This window comes from Polyangium sorediatum, from assembly GCF_029946465.1.
In the GTDB taxonomy this organism is placed as follows: domain Bacteria; phylum Myxococcota_A; class Polyangia; order Polyangiales; family Polyangiaceae; genus Polyangium; species Polyangium fumosum.
Genome location: NZ_JARZHI010000109.1, coordinates 1 through 23,646, shown reverse-complemented (window position 1 = coordinate 23,646; position 23,646 = coordinate 1). Strand labels below are relative to the sequence as shown.

Genomic DNA, 23,646 nt, shown 5'->3' with positions numbered 1-23,646 from the left:
CGGCGCAGGCGGCGGCACGGGCGGCGCCGGTGGCGGCGGCGGCCAAGGCGGCGGCGGTGGTGCCGGCGGCCAAGGTGGCGCCGGAGGCGCCGGTGGCCAAGGCGGCGCCGGCGGGCAAGGCGGCACCTGATCGAGGGATGACCGTGAGCACGAGGGGCGCTCGTTCGCGCCCCTCGACGCTCGATCGCGCGGGGTTCATTTCAGATCGAAATAGATCCCCCGGAGCCACCGGGCGCCCGAGAAGGCCGTCCTTCCGTGCAGCATCCGGTGGTTGTCGTAGAGCACGAAATCACCCGGTTCGAGCCGGAGGCGGACCTGGTGGCGTGGATCCCGCACGATCTCCGCGAACCGCGTGTACGCTCGGTACCAGGCCTCCATCTCCGCGAACGAGGCCTCGAACGGCGCGAGCGTGAAGTACGAATATCGCACGAGAAAGCCGCTCGGGCCCGCCATCGTGAGCAGCGGGGAGACGACGACCCGCTCGAACGATTTCTGCTTTCGGTGAAACCGAACCGGAAGCGTCGTCAGGCGCTCGAACGCCGGCGCGTCGATCGACGCGATGTACCGCGCGGCGGCGAGCGCGTCGCAAAAGAAGCTGTCCCCGCCCGCGTCCGCCGTGCGGATGCATTGCAGGAGCTGATAACGAGGCGGTTTGTCGAGGAACGGCTGATCGGTGTGGAGATCGATCCCCGCGTCGGTATACCCGAGCTGATCGGTGTTCTGGTTCGTCGTGTTGTCGGTGCGCAGGTCCTCCACGCGGCCGAAATGCGTGCCGACGAGGGAGAGCCCGGCGGCGGAGAACGCCTCGATGAGCGGCTCGGTGTCGTCCTCGGGCGAACGCCCCCACGCCGCCGACGAACCCCGCACGACGCAAAGCCCCTCGTGGCGCACCCGGGCGACGCAGGCCTCCACGAGCGCGGCGAGGTCCGAGAATCGCCCCGCTTCGAGCGTCACCCGCGCGGCGTCTGCGGGCGGCGGCGGGACCTCGACGCGGCCCGGCGCATACGCGTGGGCGCGGAGCCATTCGAGCTCGTAGCTGCTTTGCCGGCCGGAGGGCTCGTCCCAGGTGACGAGCACGCGGCGGCGCTGCGTGTCGAGGCCCACGCTCCGGGGGCGCGCGCCGAGCGGGACCTCCGAGGCATCGAGCGTGCGCTCCCCGGTCCGCGGGTGCCGGTCGACGTCGCATTGGTGGCGGAGCCAGAACCAGTGGAAATCGGCGTGCGAGGGGCTCCCCGCGCCGAAATGGACACGAAGCCACCCCTCGTGGGGAGCGAGCGAGGGGCCGGTGTCCGGTCCAGGGACCGGGTCAGGAGATGTGGGTGACATGGCGGATGCTCGTCCATCATAGCGGACATGGGCCACGTCGGGAAGAGACTTTCGGCGCAGTCCTCGGGGGTCCGGGGGTGCGACGGGGGCGATCGGCCACGAAGACAAACGCAACGTAACGGAGCATTTGATGCGTCTCCGCTCGAATTCGACACGCGTTTGCTCTTGAAATTGCCCACCCGTGCGCGCACAACGGTCCCACCCCACGCGGGAGGTATTCAATGCGGCATACGAGGCTGTGGGCAGCGTTCGGCGCGGTCATCGTGCTTTCCTTCGCTGTCCTCGGTTACTTCGGATTCGAGATTTATCGCAAAGCACCACCGATACCGGATCGTGTCGTCGTGGCCGCGGACGGCCGCACGCTCTTCACGGGTCAGGACATTCGTGATGGTCAGAACGTCTGGCAATCGCTTGGCGGCCAGCAGGTCGGCTCGATCTGGGGGCACGGCGCCTACGTCGCCCCCGACTGGTCGGCAGATTGGCTGCACCGCGAGGCGACGTGGCTCCTCGACGTCTGGGCGCAGGACGAAAAAGGGACCACCTTCGACAAACTCCCCGCCCCGGAGCGCGCCGCGCTCGTCGAGCGGCTCAAGGCCGAGATACGCACGAACACCTACGACGCGGCGTCCGGCGCGCTCACGGTGAGCCCGCTCCGGGCCCGCGCGATCGAGGCCGTCTCGAAGCATTACACCGGGGTGTTCGGCACCGATCCCGCGATGGCCGAGCTGCGCGACGCCTACGCCATCCCCGCCGCGGCGATCAAGGACCCCGAGCGCCAGCGCCTCATGAACGCCTTCTTTTTCTGGGCGGCCTGGGCGTGCGGCACCGAGCGGCCCGGGGAGAACGTCACGTACAGCAACAACTGGCCCTCCGAGTCGCTCATCGGCAATCACCCCTCGGGCGCGATCGTCGTGTGGTCGGTCGTGAGCTTCGTCCTCCTGCTCGCCGGCATCGGCGCGCTCTCGTGGTATTTCGCGGCCCAGCGCCACCGCCCGACGGAGGATCCGGTCTACCCCGAGCGGGATCCGCTGATCGGCCAGCAGGCGACGCCTTCGATGCGCGCGACGCGCAAATATTTCTGGGTCGTCGCGGCGCTCATCGTCGCGCAGATCGCGCTCGGCGCGGTGAGCGCGCATTACGGCGTCGAGGGCTCGGGCTTCTACGGCATTCCCCTCGACCGGTGGTTGCCTTATGCCGTGACGCGGACGTGGCACGTCCAGCTCGGCATTTTCTGGATCGCCACGGCGTGGCTCGCCACGGGCCTGTTCATCGCGCCGGCCGTCGGCGGGCATGAGCCCAAATTCCAGCGCGCGGGCGTCCATTTCCTGTTCGTGTGCCTGCTCGTGATCGTCGTCGGCTCCCTCGCCGGCCAGTGGTTCGCGATCCGGCAAAAGCTCGGGTTCGAAGCGAATTTCTGGTTCGGCCACCAGGGCTACGAATACGTCGACCTCGGCCGCTTCTGGCAAATCTTCCTCTTCGTGGGCCTCTGCCTCTGGCTCTTCTTGGTCGGTCGGGCCCTGTGGCCGGCGTTCAAGAAGGGCGGCGAAAACAAGAACCTGCTCGCGCTCTTCCTCGTCGCCTCCACGGCGATCGCCCTCTTCTACGGCGCGGGGCTCATGTGGGGGCGGCAGACGAACCTCGCGATGGCCGAATACTGGCGCTGGTGGGTCGTTCACCTCTGGGTCGAGGGCTTCTTCGAGGTCTTCGCCACGGTCGTGATCGCATTCCTCTTCACGCGCATGGGCCTCCTGCGTCTCGCGACGGCGACCTCGGCCGTGCTCTTCTCGACGGTGCTGTTCCTCTCGGGCGGCATCATCGGCACCTTCCACCACCTCTATTTCACGGGCACGCCGACATCCGTGCTCGCCCTCGGCGCGACGTTCAGCGCGCTCGAGGTCGTGCCGCTCGTCCTCATCGGCTTCGAGGCCTACGAAAACCTCACGCTCACGCGCGCGAGGCCCTGGGTCGCCGCGTACAAGTGGCCGATTTACTTCTTCGTGGCGGTCGCGTTCTGGAACCTCGTCGGCGCGGGGCTCTTCGGCTTCTTCATCAACCCGCCGATCGCGCTCTATTACATGCAGGGCCTGAACACGACGCCCGTCCACGGCCATACCGCGCTCTTCGGCGTCTACGGCATGCTCGGCATCGGCCTCATGCTCTTCTGCCTGAAGGGCCTGTCGACGCACCGCGCGTGGAAGACGGGCGTGCTCTCCTTCGCGTTCTGGACCATCAACATCGGGCTCGTGCTGATGGTGCTCCTCAGCCTGCTGCCGCTCGGCCTGCTCCAGACCTGGGCCAGCGTCGAGCACGGGATGTGGTACGCGCGATCGGCCGAGTTCCTCCAGACGCCGCGCATGGATACGCTGCGATGGCTACGCGTCCTCGGCGATACGATCTTCGCCGCAGGCGCGCTCGCGCTCGGGTGGTTCGTCCTCGGATTGAAGACGGGGTGGTCGCTCCGCGCCGAGGGAGATCCAAGCACCGAGCGCGAGCGCGAGGCGCTCCAGATCGGGAAGCCCGCAGAAAAAGAGACCTGACGGCGCACCGCCTCCGCTAGGACAAACCGCCCCGCCTCCGCACGATCCAGTGCACCCCAACGAGCATCGCCGCGCCGAGCGTCCAGGCCCAGGGCGGCAGGAGCGGCGAGACCCGCCGCTCCGCCGCAATCTGCGTCGCCGCCGGCAGCGGTAGGCTGCTGATCTGATCCACCGTCACGCTCTTGCCCCCGGTCGCCGCGGCGATCGCCGCGAGCCGCTCCGGATCGGGCCGCGTGTCCGCCCACTCGTCGCCGCCGCGCTCGCACGCGAAGTCTCGCCGGGTCGTCGGCCCGCGTTGCGCCGAGGCCGACCCGTCCGAAGGCGCCACGCCCGCCTCGTTCGGCACGATCTCCACCGTCGCCGAATAACCGCCCGGCTGGAGTTTGCCCGCGTCGAGCGAGAGCGGCTCGCCTTTGCCGTCGAGCCGCGCCGAGAGCACGCGCGCCTCCTCGCCCGTGCCGAGCTTGCGGATCGTGATCTTCGCGTCGCCCTTTTGCCCGGGCAGCGGCCGCAGCGTGAGGGGCGTGTTCTCCCCGGCGATGCACCCGTCCGCGAGATCCACGACCGCGGGCTCGAAGCGCGGGTCGCGCATGAGCCAGCCGAGCATCGCGTCCCAGAACGCGCCGTGCGCCCTCCCTGCCGCGTTCGCCGCGAAGGCGCTGAACAAAAGCCGGTGCGAGCCGTCGATGGCGAGCGCGATCGTCCGCCCGCTGCCGTGCTCGCCGAGCGCGAGGATCGGCATCGGCCCGCCCTTCGGCGTCCTGCGTGTCGGGTGCTCGAGCAGCACCGTCGCGCCCGGCCGCGCGTCGCCGACCACGTTCGCGCCCGGCATCTCGGGCCACTCCTCGCCGATGAGATCCCGCAGCGGCCCGAGCACCGGCGCGGCGCGGCCCGCCTCGGTCGTGCGCGGGACGAACGAGGCCACGTCCGCGCCCTGCGCGTCCGGCCCGCGATCGAGCTCGACGGGCAGGACCTCGGCGAGCGGCGTACCCGCGTAATTGCCGGGCACGAACGCATCCGGGCCGCCGACCATGATCAGGCCGCCGCCCTTGTCGACGTACCGCGCGAGCGATCGCAGGTGCTTCGCGAGGCCGTACGGAGCGGCGTTGAAGTCCTGGAGCACCACGGCGTCGAAGCTCGGCAGGTGCTCGCTGAAGAGCTCGTCGACCGGGAACGGGATGAGCGCGAGCTCCTCCGACGGCGCGACCACGTCGTCGGTCGGCGTGCGCAGAATGAAGAAGGCCACGACGTCGACGGACGCGTCCGCCTTGAGCCACATGCGAAGCGCGCGCACGTCGTACGTCGGCCGCCCGGCCACGTGCAGCACGCGCACGCGATCACGCGCGACGTCGATCGTCATGTACCGCGTGTCGTTGTCGGGCACCGCGTCGCCGTCCGGCGCGTCGATCGACACTTCGAGGATACGCGCGCCGGCGCGATCGAGCGTCACTTCGAGCTCGAGCGTCGCCGATCCGCTCGACGCGTTGGCCTTGCCCGATGCGAGCAACGTCGGCTCGCCGCTCTCGCGCAGCTCACGCAGCGACACGGGGATCTCGTCGCAGTCGAGCCCGCCCGCGCAGCCAATCTCGATCCGCAACGTGAGCGGCTGATGCGCGACCGCCGCGCCTGCCGCGCGCACCGCGCGTACGCTCGCGTCGCGCGGCGCCTCCGTCGCGACCGCGACCGCGTGCACCGGCACCGTCAGCGTCCCCAGCGCGGCGCGGATCGCCTCGCCCGCCTGCGCCTCGCCGGGCCGATCGAGCCTTCCATCCGAGAGCACCACGATCGCCGCGGGCCGCTCATCCGCCGCGCGCGCGACCGACTCGATCGCGCCGGCGAGATCCGATCGCGGCATCGGCCGCGCCGCGAGCAACGCCTGCCCGAGCCGACCTTCCGCGCCGCTTTGCGCCGAATCGGGCGCGCCGTCCGATAGCGCAGCGGTGAGCGGCGTCGGCGCGCCTTTGCCGAACGCGAGCCCGTAAAGCCGCACGTCTGCGCCATGCTTCTGCAGCTCGCCGAGCGCGCGCGCGGCCTCCTGCCGGCGCGTCTTTCCCGCGGGGCCCGGCAGATCGATCGAGCGCGACGCGTCGGCGAGTACGACCACGCGGGGCCCCACGAGGCTGCCCTTGCTCTGGATCGCCACCGGCCGCAGCACCGCGAAGAGCAGGCCGATCGAGGCGAGCGAGCCCGTGGCAAACGCGGCGATCCGCGAGCCCCGCGAGCGCCTGAGCTCGATCGCGAGCAGCACGATGCCGAGGACCGTGAGCAGGGCGGCGAGGAGCTGGAAGGACGGCGCGAGATCCCCCGACGGCGCGAGGCTCGTCGTCATGGCGAAGGCTCCGCCGCACGGCGCCGCATCAGGAAGGGCGCGTGCACCTGATCGTCTTTGTAGTTCGAGCAGAGCACGAACATCGCCACGTTCACCGCGAGCCGCGCGGCCTGCTCGCGTTGCGGCTCGCCGTTCGGCACCACGACGAACGGGTGCGTCCCGTTCGCCGCGCGGGCGAGCGCGCCGAGCACGTCGTGCTTGGCGAAGATCACCTGCGGCACGCCGCCGCGCAGGATCGCTTCGAGCTTCGGCTCGCCCTCGACACGCCCGACGGCGCGACGGAGCAGGTAAAACGAGCGGAACAGCACGTTCTCCGTGCCGATCGGGATCGGCGCGCCGTCAGGCAACACGCGGGCAAGCTCGCGCCGCGCGGCCTTGCCGAACGCGCCCGACTCGGGGGCGAAATCGTCGACGAAGAGCACGCCGCCGAGTGCGAGGAAGCGCCGGATGCCGAGCACCTCGCGCTCGGTCAGGGCGGGCACGTCGTCCTCACCGCCCCAGATCGCAAACGGCTCGGCGAGCAGCGCGGGCGCGTCGGCGCGCACCGTCGTGGGCGTGAGGCGCGCGGGCGCGCTCGTGCGGCGCGTGAGCTCCTCGGACCAGCGCGCGGGCCCGGTCGTCCGCGCGCCTTCCCAGCGCGCCGTCCCCGTGAGCAGGATCCGCGGATTGAACGCCCCTTCCTCCCCGAAGGCCCGCGACGGCCGCGGCACGAGCGCGACGAGCAGGAGCGCCACGAGCACGAGGAGGACCGAGCTCACCCGCGCGCGCATCAATCGAAATCCTCCACGTGCCAGACGCCCGCCTCGCGGCGCAACTTCACCTCGTGGCCGCCGGGCACCTGCACGGTCGCGCGATCACCGGCGACCTGCACCTCCAGGCCCTCCGGATGCTCGAGCCCCTCGACGAGCGAGCGCAGATCGTTCTCGATCGCGCTCCGCGTGGACGGCGAGAGGACCCGCAAAAGCCCGGCGTAGCTGCGCCGCGCGAGGACACGCCGGAGCTGCTCGAGCGCCTGCGCGGGCGTCTTCGCGCCGGCGGGCAGCGCGTCGGCGGCCGAGATCCGGAAGACCCCGCCTTCGAGCTCCAGCGTCGCGTCCTCGCCGTCCGCGTACCGCATGCGGGCGTGGGCCTTGATCGTCACGGCGGGCGCAGCGAGGGCCTTGGCCTGATCGGCGAGCTCGCTGCGCTCTTCGGCCACGATGCGCCGCACGTCCTCGCGCGAGAGGCTCCGCTGGCCTTTCGTGGTCATCATGCCGTGGATCGCGTCGGCGTCGCCGCGCGCGGCTGCGTCGGCGTAGGCCTTCACGGCGTCCTTCGGGTCGGGCATGGCGGAGCCGCCGCACGCGGCGAGGGCGAAGGCGAGGCACGCGAAGGTCACGAACCGGGGCACGGGCGGAGCCTAGTACAAAACAGACGACCCGGGGCCTCGACCTCGCGCGCCGGACGACCTCGACCCTCGATCCCCCTGGTCGCTGGGACGTGGGAGCGGTACAGGTTGGAGCGGATCTCCCATGTCGGGCCGCCCTTTCATCCGCCTCGCGGACCGCACGGACCTCGACGGATTCGCCGATCACATCGTCCGCCACTCGGCCGAGAGCGGACGCGAGGGCTCGTTGCATTTCGCGATCTCGCGTTCGCCCGAGCGCGCGAGCGTCCGAGAGCACGCGCGGCAGCGCTGGGAGCGCGCGCTGGAGGAGTCGCTCTGGGGCCGGTGTTTCCTGCTCGTCGAGCCTGTGCGGGGCTGGGTCGTGGGGCACCTCGAGCTCCGCGGCGGGCGTTTCTCGGCGGAGATGCACCGCGCGATCCTCGGCATGGGCATCGAGCGGGGGTACACGCGGAAGGGCCACGGCCAGCAATTGATGGAGGCCGCGATCGGCTGGGCGAAACGCACGGGCAAGGTCGCCTGGATCGACCTCGGCGTCTTCGAGCACAACCTCCCCGCCCGGAGCCTCTACCAGCGGATGGGCTTCGTGGAGAACGGCAAGCGCAAGGACGCGTTCCGGATCGATTCGGGGATGCAGGTGACCGACATTTCGATGTCACTCCGGATCGGCTGACATCGAATTCGGCAGCGAATTCGCGCCCTGAATGCGTTGTGTCCACGCCGTATCGTTGCCCATCCAGACGTACGGATACGTCATGGTCTATCCATCGTGAAATACGAGAGGAGTACGCGTACCTCCTTGACGGGCGACTTCCGGTGATGAATGACTCGATTGGATATGGTGGGGGAAGCGCGGATTTTATTGGTCGACGACGATCCCGTTTTCGGCAAGGAGGTGCTGCGGCGGCTCCTGGCCGAGGACCTCGACGCGGCTTTTCATCAAGGGCCGCTCGGCACGCTCCAGGCCGTACGGGCCACGCGTTGTGAGCTCGTCGTGATCGACGTCAACATGCCGAAGGTCGACGGTTGCCTTCTGGTGCGGATGATTCGTGACGCCTTTGGCCTCGGGCATACCCGCGTGATGCTCTGCTCCGACATGAGATCGGACATGCTCACGGCGCTCGCGAAGGCCCTGCAGGTGCCTTCCGTCGCGAAGAGCGCGGGCCTCGACGTGCTCGTCGAGAACGTCCGCGCGGCCCTCGCGGAGCCCCGCGCGCGCGGCGCCGACGCGGCAGGTGAGACGAACCCCTACTGCGACAGCCCATGCATCCCGGCCCTGGTTCGTCCCGAAAGTCCCGTGGTCGAGCATCGTCGGCCGACGCCGCGCCGCGCCCGGGATCGATGAGCTCATCCAGGCGGCGCAAACATCCGGACGAGCCTCCGCCACGTCGCCAGCACACGCCCGAGCCACGGCAGTTCGAACACCGGTGACACCACCGTGTACGTCGTCAATCGATCGAAAAAGAGCCACGCGAGCGAAGCGCCGAACGCGGCGCGCAGGACGTCGTCGTCGAGCCCCGGCGCAGCCATCTCGGCGTGCGCCCGCACGAGGGAAAACACCTCTTCCGCGCTCACCTCCGGAGACAACGTCCAGCAAAGAAGCTCCGCGAGATCCCGCGTCCCGGGCCCGAGCGCCGAGAGCTCCCAGTCATAAAGAACGATCTCCCCGTCCGATTCCCCCCGCCGCAATGCGAGGTTCCGCGGATTGACGTCATTGTGCAGCAGCGTCGCCGGCACCACGGCGAGCGCCTCGGCCCAGCCGACGTCGTCGAGCAGGGGCGCCGCCGCCGCCGCGACGTCCGCGTCGATCCGCGTCCGCGCGTGCCCGAAGAGGGCCTCCCAGAGCGGCACGAGCTCCGCCGCGCGTGTCCCCGCGCCGCGCGCCCAGGGCACCACGGACAGCGCCGCGGCAGGCCCTCGCAAAGCCGCATGCAATCGCCCGAGCCCCCGCACCGCGCGCCGCACAGCATCAAGGGTCCAGGGCTCGGCGACGGCGTCGAGCGCGACCACCTGCTCCCCTGGGTGCAATCGTTCGAGCACCAACGGAACATCCTTCGCTGGCGCCGGCGAGGAGAAACAGCGAGGCCGCACGCGGGCGAGCGCGGCGTGGGCGAGCCCATACAGCGCGCGTTCGCGGGTATGGGCGTCCGCGACATCGAGCCAATGGCCATGCATCTCCAGCGCGGCGGCGAGCGCGGGGCTCGAAGCACGCGCGACGCCGGTGCAAAGGGCGCGGAGCTCGTCGCCGCGGGCCGACGCTTTGAGGACGACGTCGAGGACGCGGCCGTCGTCGAGCGTCAATGTCGCCGGATACACGCCGACCGGGCGATCACAGAACCCGCAAGCAAGACGGCTCAAAAGGCCGCTGCCCGTGATGGCTGGCATCACGCGGGCCGAGGTGACCTCATGCGATACGCCGTCGACCACGACCCGCCGAGGGGCCTGCGGGAGCGCGCGGGAGGCCGCGGTCGCGCGTGCGCCGCGCCGGGGCGGGGGCGGGAGCGCGGAGGCCGCTTGCCACGCAGCGACGCGCTCGTCGAGGAAAGCAGGATCCACGGGCTCGGCCCCGCGGAAGGCAGGCGCAACCGATATCGATGCGCGACGCGAGCGCTCGAATTTCCGCAACGTGCCGGCGCGGAAAAACGGCCATAATCCTCGCAAAGCTCCGCGCCGATGAAGCCCCAGGGCCTCCACGCGGGCGAGCCACGTCTCCCACGGCATCAACGCGACATCGTACCCCGCCAGCGCCAGCCACGCGACCACCTCGCGGAGCCCACGCGACTCGTCGCCCACGTGGACGAGCGCAGGACCCGTTTCGACGAGGTCCGCCAGGACCCGCGCCAGGTGATCCCGTGGACAAACCGAAAACGGCAAATCGAGGTCCGGGGCCGCGCCCGCCTCGACGCATGCGCGGAGCAAAAGGGCAACCACATCATCCACGCTCGCCTCGCCGTCCCTCCCGCCGAGCACGAGCGAAGGCCGCACGATCGTGGCCGAGAGCCCAGCCTCTTCCCGCGCCCGATCCACGAGGAGCTCGGCCACGGCCTTCGAGGACGCATACCCGAGCGGCAAACGCGGGAGCCGCGCGCGGAGGGCCGCGGGGGGTTCGTCGTCGCCCAGGATGTCCCCCGGCGCAGCCGCGCCGTCGTGACATACGATCTGCGAGGACACGTGGACGAGCCGCGCCCCCGCGGCGGCGCACAGGGCAATCACCTCGGCCGTCCCGAAGGCATTCGTGGGCGCGAGCGACGAATAGGGCAAGACCCAGTTCACGGCCCCCGCCACGTGCACGACCCCGTCGAGCTCCGCGACGAGCGCGCGATACCGATCCTCCCCGACCCCGAGCTTCGGCGAGGAGACGTCCCCGGCCAAACCCGAGGCCCCGTTCGCTCCCCTCGCCAGCACGAGCACGCGTTTGTCGCGCCGCACGAGTTCGGCGACGACGGCGCGCCCCACGAACCCCGTTCCGCCGGTGACGAGAATCGTTTCGCGGCCCGCTCGACGCGGCTCCGACCGCGGCAGGGGCCACTCGAGATCCTCGCTCCAGGGCGCATCGAGCATCCCCGTTCCCTCCACGAGAGCCCGCAGGGACGGCGCGCGCCCCCATACGTCGAGCGAAATCGTGCGACCCAGCAAATCCCCCAGCGCAGCCGCTGCGTCCGCGGCCTTCAGCGAGTCGAGCGGCAAACGCGCGGGCGGCGCCTCGACGTCGATTTCATCGAGCGAAAGCCCCGTGGCCCTCGCAAGCACGAGATGCGCCGCACGCAGCGGGCTCCCCTCCCCTGACGAAAGATCCGCCGCAGGAGGCGGACGGACGGGCATTTGAATCTCGCCGGCGCGCAAGAGCGCCTCGGTGGCCCGCCGCTGGAGCTTGCCCGACGACGTCTTCGGCAATGTGTGTTTCGGGACGAGCGCTACGTCGACGAAGATCCCATGCTCGAACGACACGGCGCGATGGACCGCCGCGATCACCGCGGCGCGGCCGGCCTCGTCGAGCCGATCGTCGACCTCACAAATCACGACGGGCCGCGGCTCCCCTCGCGCCGCGTCGTCCTCGCGCAACACGGCGCAGACGCAGCCCCGCCGGATCGCCGCATGCGCGCCCTCCGCCGTACGCTCGACGTCGTGCGCGTGATGATTCTCGCCGCGAACAATGAGTACGTCTTTTTGACGCCCCACGATGAAAAGGCGGTCGCCACGTCGATAGCCGAGATCCCCGGAGCGCAGAAACGGCCCCGCCTCGCCCTCCGGACATGCGAGCGTCGCGCCAAACACCCCGCGTGTCGCCTCCGTGTCTTCCCAATATCCATCCGCGACGCTCCCGCTCTGGAGCCAGATCTCGCCGATGCGCCCGTCCGGGAGCGGCCGTCGCGTCTCCGGATCCACCACCCGCAACGTGACGAGCGGCGGGATTTCCCCCACGCAGACGACGTCGATCGTGCGCTCGCCGCCCGCCTCCTCGGCCTCGCCGCGCGCGAGCGCCGCGGCCGAAAGGCGCTCGACCGTGAAGGGCGCGTGCGTCCGGCAGGAAGCGAGCACGGTATGCTCGGCGAGCCCGTAACAGGGAAACCACGATTTCGCCGTGAATCGCGATGGCGCAAACGCCTCCGCGAACGCGGCGAGCGTGCTCGCGCGAATGGGCTCGGCGCCACAATACGCTTGCGCCCAGCAAGAGAGATCGAGCGTTTCGCGCGCGGCCGGATCGATCTTCCGCACGCAGAGATCGTAAGCAAAGTTCGGCCCGCCGCTACGCATCGCGCCAAATCGCTCGATGGCCCGGAGCCACCGCAGGGGTCGTTCCAGAAAAACCCACGGCGGCATGAGCCACGCCGGCCAGCCGCCGTCGAGCGGCAGCAAGATCCCCTCGATGAGCCCCATATCGTGGAACTGCGGGAGCCAGCTCACGGAGGCGCGCGGAATCGTCGGCGCGACGCCGTGGATGACATGCAGGTTGTGCGAGAGGTTGCTCCGCAGCACACGCACGCCTTTGGGCGCGGCCGTCGAGCCCGACGTGTATTGCAAAAAGGCGAGGCCATCCCCGCGTGGATCCTCGACACGACGGCGCGCGCGCGGGACCTCCGTCACGTCGATCCAGGGCAAACCCACGAGCGCGGGCACGGCATCATCGAGAATCGGGCGATAGGGCAAGATCACGGCCGTCGAGAGCACGCCCGCGGGCCCAGCATTCGCCACGAGGTGGCCGAGCCGCGCGAGGCTGCGCGCCGGCTTGTGAGGGTCGGGCGGGATGGCCGGCACCGCGACCCTGCCCGCGCGAAGGCAAGCGAGAAAAGCGATCACGAAATCGAGCCCCGGCGGGAAAAGCAGGAGCACCCGCGCTTCCTCGGGAAAACGCTCGACCAAGGCGGCGGCCACGTCATCGACGCGCGCGTCGAGCGCAGCCACCGTGAGCGAGGCGGAAATCTCCTCACCGTCGTCGAGAAACCCGAGCGCGAGCTCGTCCCCCCGCACCTCGGCGCGCTGGCGCAACTTCAGGGGCAGAAACGTGAATGCTTCGCTCACGCCGCCGCTCGCTCGGGGTTTGGCGTGGCGAACTCGGCCTCGAAGGCCTGGAAGATGCCGCGCACGTGGTCGGCGTGCTCGCGGGCGGTCTCGGGCCGCCAGCCGCTCGTGTCGATCTCGGGCAAAACGTGGACGATGACCCTCGTCCGCGTCATGACCCAGCTCTTGCCGGGGTTCTCGGCCCGCGGAATTTCGAGATAAAGCGGTACCATCGGCGCCCCGAGCGCCGCCGCCAGGTGAAACGCGCCCTTGTTGAACGGTCCCACGCCGCCCGAGAGCACGCGTGTCCCTTCCGGGCTCAAATACACCGCATCACCCGTCTCTCGGAGCACCTCGCACGCAGCGGCGAAGAGCTTGCGGCGTTTTTCGGTGTACGCCTGCGGCACCGTGAAAAACGTGCCGACACACACGGCGACGAGCGCGCCCGGCGGAAACACCCACGCGCCACGCTTCATGAAGAACCACGCGCGCGGCAAACGCAACGAGAGCAAAACGAAAAGATCGATCGACGAGGTGTGGTTCGAGACGTACACGACGCGGCGCTCCGACAGCGGAAACACTGGCGCGCGCACTTCGACGGAGACGCCCGAGAGGCGAAGGACCACGGAAGCGGCCCAGGCCCCGAGCCCCTCGGCCGCGGCGCGCCTGCCGAGGAGAAGACGTACCAAGACGAACAGCGGCGAGAGGGCCGTGACGAAACCAATGGTCAGAACGAGGGCGACGACGCCCCGAATCCGCTTCAGGTTCACGGCGAAGCCCCCGACGACGGCCGTTCGAGGACGATCGTCTGCATGGCCAGGTTGAGCTGTTTTTCGAAGAGCAAGACCGGCGAGAGCGCGAGTTGCCCCGCGAAATACGGGCCGATCGCTTTGCCCACGTCGAGCCCCTTGCCACGCAGCACGTGGAACGCCGCACCCGCGAAGAGGTAAAAATAAGCCGGGAAGGCGCCCCAGGGCAGGTGGTCGACGATCGAGAGGCCGCTCTTCTCGCACATCGCCCGGAGCGATTTCCAATCGAAGAGCACCGTGTGTTGTGGCGCCTGGAGCCCCGGCCAGCGGTCCTTGAAGAGCCGGAAGCTCGTCGAATCGAGGCGCGGCACCTCGATGACGACACGCCCCCCGGGCGCGAGCAGGCTCCGCGCGCGCTCCAGCGTCTGGAGGGGCTCGTAATCGTGCTCCAGGAAATGCCACATCGTGATCAGATCGAAGCGAGCGTCGCCGAAATCGATGTCGGCGAGGACGCCGAGGCGAAAATCGACACCTTCGAGCAGCGGGTTTCCCCGGAGATCCTTGAAATCGACGCCAGTCACGGCGGCCCCGTGCTTCTTACGGAGCATCTGCAGGAAGCTGCCCACGGCGCAGCCGATGTCGAGCACGCGTATGCCGCGCCGGAGGGGGACGTACTGGCCACAAAGCTCGACCTTGCGACGATCGTGCCCGTTCATGCCCCATTCATAAAGCGGCGTGAACACGCCCCAATCCTTCTTTTTGCGATGGGCGATGTACTCGGAGTCGTAATACGCGCCGATGTCGTCCTGGAGGATCCGCGGACGCTGATAGGCGAGATCACACGAACGGCACTGCACGAAGCGAAACCGGCCGGGTTTGCCGGTGAGATCGTCCTCGGCCTCGATGAGAAAATCGGCGTCGCGCCCGCCGCAACCAGGGCAGGCATTGTCTTCCATGCGGGGCTTCGTGTCCGGGATCGTAGCCTCGGTCGTCATCGTCGTGTCCTTCATAAAATAGTGCGGTCGTGAAGCAGCCAGAGCGCAGCTCCACCACAAAGACAAACCACGTCGACGAGGACCAGCGCGGGCCCGAGGGGTCCGCGGCGCGCGTCTTCGTCGTGCACCAGCTCGTAGGCAGCGACCACGCCATACAGTGTGATCGCGCGGCCGAGCGCCACGAATGGCGGCGTGTCGGGGAGGGCAAGGCTGAGCGCGAGCGCGGGCACCTTGAGCAGAATCACGTGGGCGAAGAGGCCACGCAGGTGGGGCCACGCGGCGCGCGCGGCAAAGCCGCCCTGGGTGGCGAGGACGGCGCCGAGAAACGGCGCGATCGCGACTCGGGTGAGCCCGATCGAGGCCGCCGTAAACGCGAGCCCGCCCAGCGCGTAGAGCAAGGGCTCGGTCGTGGAAACGCGGCGGCAAAGCGCGCGCTCGGGGTGGTGTTCTCGATCGTGCGGAAGATCCGCGACGTCATCCCACAAGCGAAACGCGACGATCCCGAGAAACGCAATCATGGTCCGGTCAGAGAGCCTGCCGGTCCCGCCCGCGAGCGCGACGAAGAGCGCGAGCGGCACGAGCAGATACCACGACCCACCGACGCGCTCGCGAAACCACGTGATGGACCAATGACCGTCACGCGAGCCGAACATGCCCCGTGTCTCCATCGACGACGATGTCGCGCCCGTGGGAGATCCGCGTGGTGGCCTCGGGGACGCCGACGACCGAAGGAATGCCGAGCTCCCGTGCGAGGATCGAGCCGTGCGAGAGCATGCCGCCGCGCTCGAGGACGAGGCCCTTCACCAGAAAAAACAGCGGCGCCCAGCCGGGATCCGTCTGGCGCGCCACGAGCACGTCGCCGGGCGCGAGCCTGCCCGCATCGGCGAGCCCGCCGAGCACCGCGGCGCGCCCCGAAATGCGGCCACCGCTCGCCGGGACGCCGCGCAGCACGCCGTCGTCGGCCGGGAGATCGGGCGCGGGATCCACGGCCGCGGCGAGCGCAGAAGGCGCGACGCACGTGCCCGCGGCGAGGGTGAAGACATCGGGCAGATCGAGCGCGGAGAGCGTGGCATGTTCGGCGCGGCGCGACGCGACGAGGGCGCGCACGTCGCTCGACAGACCGCGGCCCGCCGCGAGATCCACGAGCTCGTCGAACCGGAGGAAAAACACGTCGTCGTCGGCATCCGTGGTGCCCGCGGAGACGAGCCGCCGGCCAAGAGCGAGCGCGACGGCGCGCAGGCGCGTGTACAACAAGGCCTGCCGGAACCGCGCGCGCTCGCGGAGCTGCACGGAGGTCTGCGTGGCGAGCACGAGCGCATCGAAGAGCGGTCGCAAGGCGCGACGAGGTCCCCCGAGCCGCGCGCGGAGCCGCGCCGTCTCGCGTTCACGCTCGGCGCGCTGGCGCTCGAACGCACGCGCGGGGCTCTCGATGGTTGGATCTCCAACGGCCTCCACGTACCGCGAGAGCAACGGCAGAAGGCGGTCCGGCTCCTCCGCGAGCGAAGGCTCGGTGAGCAAGAGCTCGCCCGATCCGCGGAAGCCGAACCGATCGAGCCATTCATCGACGCGCGCGCCGAGATCCGGGCCGAGCGCGCCACGAAACACGGCAAAGCTCCCCTCACACGCGGCGAGCGCCTCGCGCGCGGGTGCGTCCGCGCGAACCACGACCGCGAGCTCCCACAATGCGCGGAGCGACCACGCGCCGGCGACGTCGAGCCCCTTGAGGAGCGCATGATGCCGCGCCGCAGGGTCCTCCGCGCCGTGCCCGCTCGCGCCCGCGTCGTCAGGATCGATCACGCGGAGAAGCGCCTGCAGCGCGCGATACGTGACAGCGGCCGCGCAGTCGGCGAGCGAGGCGTCGACCCAGCGCCGAAGTCGTACGTCGAGGATCGCTTCGAGCCCTTCGGCGAGCGCGCGTGCGGGCATCACCCCGACTTCGCGCGGATGGAAGCGCGACGCGACGTCATCCACCGCGCGCTCGAAGCGTGCCACGCGGGCCGGCAGATCACGATAGGCGCGCGCCACGTGGGTGATCACGCGGCCAAGCGCCGTGATCTCGTCGGCCACGCGCCGGCCCTCGGGCGACGAGGCGCCCGCGCCGACGAAGACGTCGAAGCTGTCCACCAACCAGTCGCCGAACGGCATGAGCCGGAGCACGGCGTGGATGTGCGAGAGGTTGTAATAGAGCCGCGCCCCCTGCGCGTCGACGATGCCCCGGAATGCCTCGTCGTGGGCTGCGATGCGCGCGTGCTCGATCCCGAACGCGCGCGCCAGGTTGCGAAAATACGCGTCGTACCCCGCGCGGGCGAACGAGACGAGGAGCGGCGTCACCGGCGCCGGGAAGTTCTCGCTGATGTTCGCGTTCGACCACAAGAACGTGCGCCGATCCGTGACCGGACGGGCCTGCACGATCCAGAGATTGTCCGCGGGATCGACGGCCCACTCGAGGTCGAGCGAGAGGCCCCGCCGCCGTTCGAGCGTGGTCGCATGTCGCACGAGCGCGCGCGCAGCTTGGTCCGTCAGGGGAAACGGGCTCCCGTCCTCGGGCAAACGCTCGACGTGCACGATGCGCCGCGCGCCTTCCGCAGCGCGGCGATCGAGGCGAAAGGCGCCCGGCGTGATCGCGCCGTCGACGAGCGCTTGTCCGTGCCCGCGGCACCATTCGCCGCGAAGCATCACGCCGTCGGTGAAGAGGACGCCGGCCGCCGCGCTGGGCACGAGCCGCTGCACGACGACCGCGACGCCCTGCAAACGCACCTTCCGGGCTTGCTCATACGCACGCACGCGCGCCGCCGCGCGCGACGCCATGCACCGACGCACGGCGTCGAGGATCGCCACAGGATCCGAGCCGTCGACCGGGAAAATGGATTCGAGCAGCCCTGCGAAGGCCGCCGTCGTCCCGTCCTCGCCGACGGCCGAGCTGCGCACGATGAGCGGCCCGCTGCCGAGCCTCTGACGCGCCTCGTCGAGCGCCTCCATGCAGCGCGCCGGCACGGGTTTGCTCTCGTCCGTCAGCGCCTCGGAAAACGCCGTCGTCAGGATCACGCCCTCGGGCACGGGCGCCCCCACGGCGCGTAGCTCCTGGAGCGATCGCCCCTTCCCGCCGACGAGCGCGACGTCGTCGATGGCATCGAACCCCCGCACGAACGGCGGCTTCCGGAGCACCGCCTCGATCCCCCCGCGCCCCCTCATCCTGCCCTCTTCTTCACGCCGAGCACCCACAAAAGGACGCTGAAAAGCCCGTGGATCGGCGGCCCGATCAAGAGGCAGAAGAACGCCGTTTCCCACGATAGTTCGACTACCAACGATGCACCGACGAGCGCGCCGACGACCGAGTCCAGCCGATCGGCCACGGCCGAGATCACGCGCCCCAAGCGGTGCTTCGGCGGCGCGCCCGGCTCGACGTCGAGCTGACGTTTCACGAACGAGTTCGGCAGTTCTCCGAGCATCAACCCGAGCGCCGCGACCGCGCCGAGCAAGAGGAGCCCCGACAACGTCGAGGGCCACACGGCGAGACCAAGGCGCTGCGCTGCGGTCCCGAGGCCGGCCATGGCGAGCGCGGTCGCGGGCACGATGACCACGAAGCCACGCGTGGTCTTGTTGTTGCCGAAGAGGCGCCGTCCCCGAAACGTTCGACCTCCATCAAGCGGACGGGTGAACCTTTTCGAGAGCGGATGCGCGAACCACGCGGACTGGCATGCGCCGCCGATGACGAAGCTCCCGACGAGGAGCCCTGCACAAGCGAGCGGAGAGAGCGCCGCAGATTCCATGGGGCTAGATCGAGAGGCCGGAGGTGCTCCGGTTCTTGAAGAGAAAGACCTCGGCCGGTACGGCCTTGGCGGCGCGAATCCAGGCCCACGCAGGCGCCTCGTTCGGCGGTGTCCACGGGATCTCGCGCAGGCGCGGGCCCGGCACAAAGGGAAAGACGTGGTGCAATTCGTGCGCGTCGAAGCCGGTCAGGACGAACGTCGAGAGGAACCCCGAAAACCGCAGCGAACGCGTGTACGGCGCCTGCTCGGGCGCGGGAATCGGCATGACGTCGGCGCCGTGGGAGAGCTCGAGCGGGATGTGCGTGTGCTGGCTCAACATGATCACGTCCATCCACGCGAACCCGAGGAAAAGCCCGAGCCCGACGAGCCGCAGCAGCGCCGCGGGCCCGACGAACGCGAACGCCGCGGCATAAAGCGCGAGCAAGGCGACCGTATTGACGACGAAGGCGCGACGCGCGCGGGCCTCGGGGAAGAGCTGGAAGAGGCGCGGCAGGTGCCAGAAGCTCTGCGCCCGGTAGAGGAAAGAAAACAGCGGGATCCAGGCGCGCCAGGCGATGTTGATCGCGGCGCGCTCGAACGCGCCGAGCGGGCGCGGGACGAGCGAGGAGGTCGTGGGATCCTTGTCCTGAAAGCCGGTCCATTTGTGGTGCATGCGGTGGATGGCTTTCCAGCTCGCATAAGGCAGCACCGAGATCACCGAGGCGAGGTGGCCGGCCACGGTATTCAGGCCTCGCGTCGCAAAGAGCGTGTGATGCCCGGCCTCGTGCAGCAGGGAAAACCATTTCACGAAGGAGACGGCGAACACGAGCTGCCCGACGAACCACGCGACCCACGACGCACACGAAGACAACCCGATCCCCGCAGCCGTGAGGGACACCGCGACGAACGTGTGCAGCGCGCCCTCGGCATCCCGCGGCCGGAGGCCCGTCACGGCGGCGTCGCGCGCGGACGGGGGACGGCCGGGAGGTTCCTTCGGGGGAGCCATGGCGCCCGTTCGGTCAGAGCTGGCCGACGAGTGACAAACCTTGTTTGTCACGGTCGATCATGGGCAGGATGGTGAACGAGGGCATTGCAGACGTGCGCTTGCGTTTTGGCTCCGAGTCCGGCTCCTCGTAGCTGAACACGGCGATGTCGACGACGGGCCAGGCGACGACCGAAAGGAGGACCAAGGGGATGGCCATGTCCCGCGCCTCGCCCACATCGGCAATCATGGCGCTGACGACGGGCAAACCCACGTTGAGCCCGAGGCTCAAGAACCCGCGGCCGGTGTTGCCGTGCACCCAGTGCACGATGGGCGCCGTCAAGCAATGCCCAGCAGCACCGAGACCCACCATCACCACGCCGATGTCTTCGGTGCTGTGGCTGCTGAACGTGAGCACGTAGCCGAGGGTAAACACGACATCGGAGGGGATGAGTCCAAGCAGTGTTTTCGCGCCGTACCATTGCCGTTTCGATGCCTCGGACGCTTTCGCATCTTCGAGCCTCCACCCGGGATAAGGCCCATAGGCCCACGGCGGCGGGGGCTGCATCCAGTAGGGCTGGGCCGGAGGTGCAGGCGGCGGCGCGCCAAGCGTCGCAGGGGGAGCGGAAGTGGGTGGTGCGGGTGAGGAAGCGGGTGCGGGTGCGGACTCAGCAGCAGGCGCGGAAGCGGAAGCGGCCGAGGGCGCGGGGGGAGCACTCATGGCGGGCGGCGCGGGCGGCGGCGGTGGCGCTGCACGCGCGGCGGTGGCGCCGAGGGCGGCGAACGCGGCGGAAGCAAGCGGCAAGAAGACACGCGGCGGCATCGATGGCTCCGGTCCGTCAGGCAGCACGCCACGACGGAAAACGCGGACATCGTATCACCTCACGTGTACTTGACGCTCACGATCTCCATCTCGATGTCGCCCGCCGGACGACGTACCGTCACCACGTCCCCCGGCCTCTTGCCGAGCAGCGCCCGGCCCACGGGCGACTTCCAACTGATGCGCCCCGTCTTGCTGTCGATCTCGTCCTCGCCGACGATCCGATAGGTGTGCCGCTTGCCGTCCTCGTCCTCGACCTCGATGGCAGCGCCGAAGAAGACCTTGTCCCCCTTCTGCTCCTTCGGATCCACGACGACCGCGCTCTCGAGCCGCTTCGTGAGGTAATGCATGCGGCGGTCGATCTCGCGCAGCTTCTTCTTGCCGTAGATGTACTCGGCGTTCTCGCTCCGATCGCCCTGCGCAGCCGCATCCGCGACCTCCTGGACGATCCGCGGCCGGTCCACCGAGCGCAGCCGGCCGAGCTCCTCCGACAGCCGGCGCGCCCCCTCGGGCGTGATGTAGTTCGGGTTCGGCACGGCCGCGACCTTAGCAGGGTCAGGGCCGCGTGACCTCGACGATCCAGGCGACCAGAGGCAACGTCGCCATCGACGCGAGGGACGCGAGCGTGCACACGGCCGCCGCGAGCGGACGATCACACCCCGTGAGCGCGACGATGATCACGCTGGCGAGCGCCGAGGGCATCGCCGCCTGGAGCACAGCGACGGTCGCGAGCGGATCGGACACCGAGAAGACGCGGACGCAGAGGAGCGCAACGGCCGGCGCAAACAAGAGCTTCACCGCGCAGATCGCGATCGCCGGCGCGACGCGGCCCGAGAGCGCGCGCACGTCGAGCGAGAGACCGAGCGAGAGGAACACGAGGTACGTGGTGGTGCGTCCGAGCCCTTCCATCGTGGTGAGCAAAAACGGCGGGATCGGCAGGTGGAGCGCATGCGCGAGCGCGCCGAGCGGGACGGCGAGGACCAGGGGCTTGCGAAAGGTGCGCAGCGCGGCTCTCGCGTCGAACGCAGCACCGCGGCCGAAGCGCTCGGCATAGGCCTGGCCGAGGGTCCAGAGCAGGATCGTCGTGATGACGAGGTCGATCATCATGGCCGCCGAGCTCGCCGCTGCGTCGCCCGGGAAGAGCGTGAGCAGGAGCGGCAACCCGAGGAAGCCCGTGTTGCTGAAGGACGCGACGATCCCCGCGCTGCCGATCGCACGGGCGTCGAGGCCAAACGCCCGCGCCACGGCAGCGCCCACGCCGAGCGAGGCGAGCAGCGCCATGGCCGACCACGGCAGCACCCGCGCCGCGCCCCAGTCCATGCCGTCCCGCGCGAGCACGGCGAAGAGAAGCGCGGGCATCGTGACGTCGACGACGAGCCCATTCAGCACGTCGGCCTCACGCGCGCCGAGGCCCCGCACGCGCGCGAGCACGAAGCCGAGGGCCAGCACCAGCGAGAGCCCGCCGAGGAGCGGTCCGAGCGCCTGCGTCATCGCGCGGGGGGCGAAACCTTCCCGCATTCCGCCACGAAATCACGGGCGGCTGCCTCGATCGGGCGCGACGCACCTTTTTCGTCCTTCCGCGGATCCCATCCCGTGAGATCGGCGAGCGTGGCCGTCGCGGCTTCCTGCTGGCGTTGCCAGGCGTCGATGCGCCCCTCCGGCCTCGGCGCGCCGAGCCATTCGAGGATCGACGGCACGAGGGCTCGGGCCCCGGCGAGGCTGGCGAGCTGCAGATGCGCCGCGCGCACCCACCACGCCCCCGGCTCGGCGGACTCGACCATCGCCGCGAGGAACCGCTCCTCGAAGAGCTTGAGCACGTCCCCCGACGCAGGCCCCTCTTGCCACGACAGTTTGTCGACGAGCTGCCCGATCTCCGCGCCGGCCCGCTGGAGCGGCAAGTACCGGCCCTGGCCATCGCTGCCGATCGAGTCCGAGTACTTCTTCTCCACGGCGCGCCCCGCCGCGTCCTCGAGACGCACGAGCACGTGCATCGACGACGACGAGCCGAACGCAGCGAGCCCGGTGAGCCCCGACTTCGGCAAGATCTCGCGGATCGTCGTGTGGAGCGCCGCGCGCACGGAGGGCATTTTCGCGGCCACGGCGTCGGTCGAGATCTTCGCGCGCAACACCTGGAACGGGGGCATCTTCGGGTTGCTCACGAACGGCGACGACTCGCGGATCCCGATCACGTCGTACGAAGCGTCCGCCGGATCCGAGCGGGAGATCTGCACGATCTCGAGCTGGTTGCCGTGCCCGGCGCCATGCTCGTACACGAGCTTCGTGATGGGCTGATCGAGCCCGTCACATCCGAACGAGACCTCGACCGTGCTGCCCGGCCGCGTGGGCTTGTACTGCGCCCGCATGTCGGCCGTGATCGATCGCTCGGCCGCCGTATCCTTCGGGCGACACGCGAGTAGCTTGGGCTCGGTCGCGGGCTTCGGCGTCGCCGAGAGCGGCGGGAAAGGCCCGCCCTTCGCGCAGCGGTTCGGCTTCTGCGACTCGGGCGCCTTGGGAATCGCGTCGCCGGGAACCTTGTCGCCGCCGACCTCCTCCCCGCCCTTCGCCGCCGCGCCAGGGCCCGGCGTCGTGGGCACGGTGTTCCCTCCACCGGCGTCGCTCGCCGCCCCGCCGCACGCCACGAGCCCGAGGACCAGCCCCAATCCCCCATGCCTCATGCGCCGCATGAGGCTGCGTATCACGACGCTCCGTCCGCGCACAAACGCATCCATCGTTCCCTCCGAGCCATGACGACCCGTGCCTCGAACGACAAGGGAATGCGGGCGTGGTTCCGCGGGAATTGTGAGGATCTGAGACCCGCCGGAGCGGGAGGGCGGGCGCGGCGGAGCCTCGCTCGCGGCGCTTCGGCCTCAGTCCACCACAGGCGGCTGGGGGCCCGGGACGATGCCGGCAATGTCCGGATCTTCACCCGGCGGTTGATCGCCGCGCGTGTCCTTTTCCTTGCGACGCTCGAGCTTGTTCGCGGACTTCTCGCGCTGCTTTTCCTGACGCGCGCGTTCCTTCTGGCGCTTCAGCGCTCCCTGCCTCTGCATGCAGCTTTGCCTTTCGCTTGGGGTTCTGCGCGTCCCGAAGGACGTGGGGGAGGAGAAACGTGTCGGCGCGGCGGGGCCTCCCGGCAACCCGCCGCGCCGTTCCGGGTCGGTCGACCGTTACCGATCAGTAACGATCGCGGCCGCCGCCGCCACGGCCGCCGCGGCCACCGCCGCCGCCGCCGTAACCGCCGCCGCCGCCACGGCCGCCGCCGCCGCCGAAGCCGCC

At 69.9% G+C, this 23,646-nt stretch carries 19 protein-coding genes; 3 read left to right on the top strand and 16 right to left on the bottom strand.

Annotation, left to right across the window (positions count from 1 at the left end):
* Window positions 1-195 precede the first annotated feature (195 nt).
* A complete protein-coding gene (locus QHF89_RS47080; RefSeq protein WP_136971870.1) occupies window positions 196-1,326 on the bottom strand; it encodes a TauD/TfdA family dioxygenase in 1,131 nt (376 codons plus the stop codon).
* A 221-nt stretch (window positions 1,327-1,547) separates the two neighbouring features.
* On the opposite strand from QHF89_RS47080, the gene QHF89_RS47075 reads away from it, so the two are divergent.
* Window positions 1,548-3,863, top strand: a complete 2,316-nt coding sequence (locus QHF89_RS47075; RefSeq protein WP_136971869.1) for a cbb3-type cytochrome c oxidase subunit I — start codon at window positions 1,548-1,550, stop codon at window positions 3,861-3,863.
* 16 nt (window positions 3,864-3,879) lie between these two features.
* On the opposite strand, the gene QHF89_RS47070 is transcribed toward QHF89_RS47075, so the two are convergent.
* From QHF89_RS47070 to QHF89_RS47060, 3 genes are read right to left on the bottom strand one after another with little or no spacing between them, the layout of a single operon-like run.
* Complete coding sequence (locus QHF89_RS47070) at window positions 3,880-6,192, bottom strand: glutamine amidotransferase (RefSeq protein WP_136971868.1); 2,313 nt, start codon at window positions 6,190-6,192, stop codon at window positions 3,880-3,882.
* On the bottom strand, window positions 6,189-6,962 hold the full coding sequence (locus QHF89_RS47065) for a DUF4159 domain-containing protein (protein ID WP_136971867.1): 774 nt from the start codon (window positions 6,960-6,962) through the stop codon (window positions 6,189-6,191). Before QHF89_RS47065 ends, QHF89_RS47070 begins: the two co-directional genes overlap by 4 nt.
* A complete protein-coding gene (locus tag QHF89_RS47060; RefSeq protein ID WP_232379994.1) occupies window positions 6,962-7,582 on the bottom strand; it encodes a hypothetical protein in 621 nt (206 codons plus the stop codon). The genes QHF89_RS47065 and QHF89_RS47060 overlap by 1 nt, the downstream gene beginning before the upstream one ends.
* Window positions 7,583-7,703: 121 nt before the next feature.
* Here QHF89_RS47060 and QHF89_RS47055 point away from each other — a divergent pair, with 121 nt between their 5' ends.
* Both QHF89_RS47055 and QHF89_RS47050 read left to right on the top strand, forming a co-directional pair.
* The gene (locus tag QHF89_RS47055; protein WP_136934910.1) at window positions 7,704-8,249 is read left to right on the top strand and encodes a GNAT family N-acetyltransferase; all 546 of its coding nucleotides are present in this window, start codon (window positions 7,704-7,706) and stop codon (window positions 8,247-8,249) included.
* A gap of 150 nt (window positions 8,250-8,399) precedes the next feature.
* Entirely contained in the window at window positions 8,400-8,921 is a 522-nt protein-coding gene (locus tag QHF89_RS47050) for a response regulator (protein ID WP_136971866.1), read from the top strand.
* 2 nt (window positions 8,922-8,923) lie between these two features.
* Here the strand turns inward: QHF89_RS47050 and QHF89_RS47045 are convergent, their stop codons facing one another.
* The 12 genes from QHF89_RS47045 to QHF89_RS46990 form a co-directional block, all read right to left on the bottom strand.
* A complete protein-coding gene (locus QHF89_RS47045; protein ID WP_136971865.1) occupies window positions 8,924-13,096 on the bottom strand; it encodes an AMP-binding protein in 4,173 nt (1,390 codons plus the stop codon).
* Window positions 13,093-13,845 carry a lysophospholipid acyltransferase family protein gene (locus QHF89_RS47040; RefSeq protein ID WP_284721877.1) on the bottom strand — a complete coding sequence of 251 codons (753 nt, stop codon included), beginning with the start codon at window positions 13,843-13,845 and terminating at the stop codon, window positions 13,093-13,095. The genes QHF89_RS47045 and QHF89_RS47040 overlap by 4 nt, the downstream gene beginning before the upstream one ends.
* Window positions 13,842-14,819, bottom strand: coding sequence for a class I SAM-dependent methyltransferase (locus QHF89_RS47035; RefSeq protein ID WP_284721876.1), 978 nt, complete (start codon window positions 14,817-14,819; stop codon window positions 13,842-13,844). Before QHF89_RS47035 ends, QHF89_RS47040 begins: the two co-directional genes overlap by 4 nt.
* A gap of 11 nt (window positions 14,820-14,830) precedes the next feature.
* Window positions 14,831-15,472 (bottom strand): hypothetical protein, encoded by a 642-nt coding sequence (locus QHF89_RS47030; protein WP_136971862.1) that lies wholly within the window; start codon window positions 15,470-15,472, stop codon window positions 14,831-14,833.
* Window positions 15,456-18,011 carry a PEP/pyruvate-binding domain-containing protein gene (locus QHF89_RS47025; RefSeq protein WP_136971861.1) on the bottom strand — a complete coding sequence of 852 codons (2,556 nt, stop codon included), beginning with the start codon at window positions 18,009-18,011 and terminating at the stop codon, window positions 15,456-15,458. The genes QHF89_RS47030 and QHF89_RS47025 overlap by 17 nt, the downstream gene beginning before the upstream one ends.
* Window positions 18,008-18,589: a CDP-archaeol synthase gene (locus tag QHF89_RS47020; RefSeq protein WP_136971860.1), complete on the bottom strand. Its 582-nt coding sequence runs from the start codon at window positions 18,587-18,589 to the stop codon at window positions 18,008-18,010. The genes QHF89_RS47025 and QHF89_RS47020 overlap by 4 nt, the downstream gene beginning before the upstream one ends.
* A 4-nt stretch (window positions 18,590-18,593) precedes the next feature.
* Entirely contained in the window at window positions 18,594-19,574 is a 981-nt protein-coding gene (locus tag QHF89_RS47015; protein WP_136971859.1) for a fatty acid desaturase family protein, read from the bottom strand.
* A 13-nt stretch (window positions 19,575-19,587) separates the two neighbouring features.
* Window positions 19,588-19,986: a hypothetical protein gene (locus tag QHF89_RS47010; protein WP_136971858.1), complete on the bottom strand. Its 399-nt coding sequence runs from the start codon at window positions 19,984-19,986 to the stop codon at window positions 19,588-19,590.
* 446 nt (window positions 19,987-20,432) lie between these two features.
* Window positions 20,433-20,906: a transcription elongation factor GreB gene (gene greB / locus QHF89_RS47005; RefSeq protein WP_136971857.1), complete on the bottom strand. Its 474-nt coding sequence runs from the start codon at window positions 20,904-20,906 to the stop codon at window positions 20,433-20,435.
* Window positions 20,907-20,925: 19 nt separating this feature from the next.
* Window positions 20,926-21,861, bottom strand: coding sequence for an AEC family transporter (locus QHF89_RS47000; RefSeq protein ID WP_170229802.1), 936 nt, complete (start codon window positions 21,859-21,861; stop codon window positions 20,926-20,928).
* Window positions 21,858-22,964: a hypothetical protein gene (locus tag QHF89_RS46995; RefSeq protein WP_136971856.1), complete on the bottom strand. Its 1,107-nt coding sequence runs from the start codon at window positions 22,962-22,964 to the stop codon at window positions 21,858-21,860. Before QHF89_RS46995 ends, QHF89_RS47000 begins: the two co-directional genes overlap by 4 nt.
* A 273-nt stretch (window positions 22,965-23,237) precedes the next feature.
* Window positions 23,238-23,420, bottom strand: coding sequence for a hypothetical protein (locus QHF89_RS46990; RefSeq protein WP_136971855.1), 183 nt, complete (start codon window positions 23,418-23,420; stop codon window positions 23,238-23,240).
* Window positions 23,421-23,646: the final 226 nt, after the last annotated feature.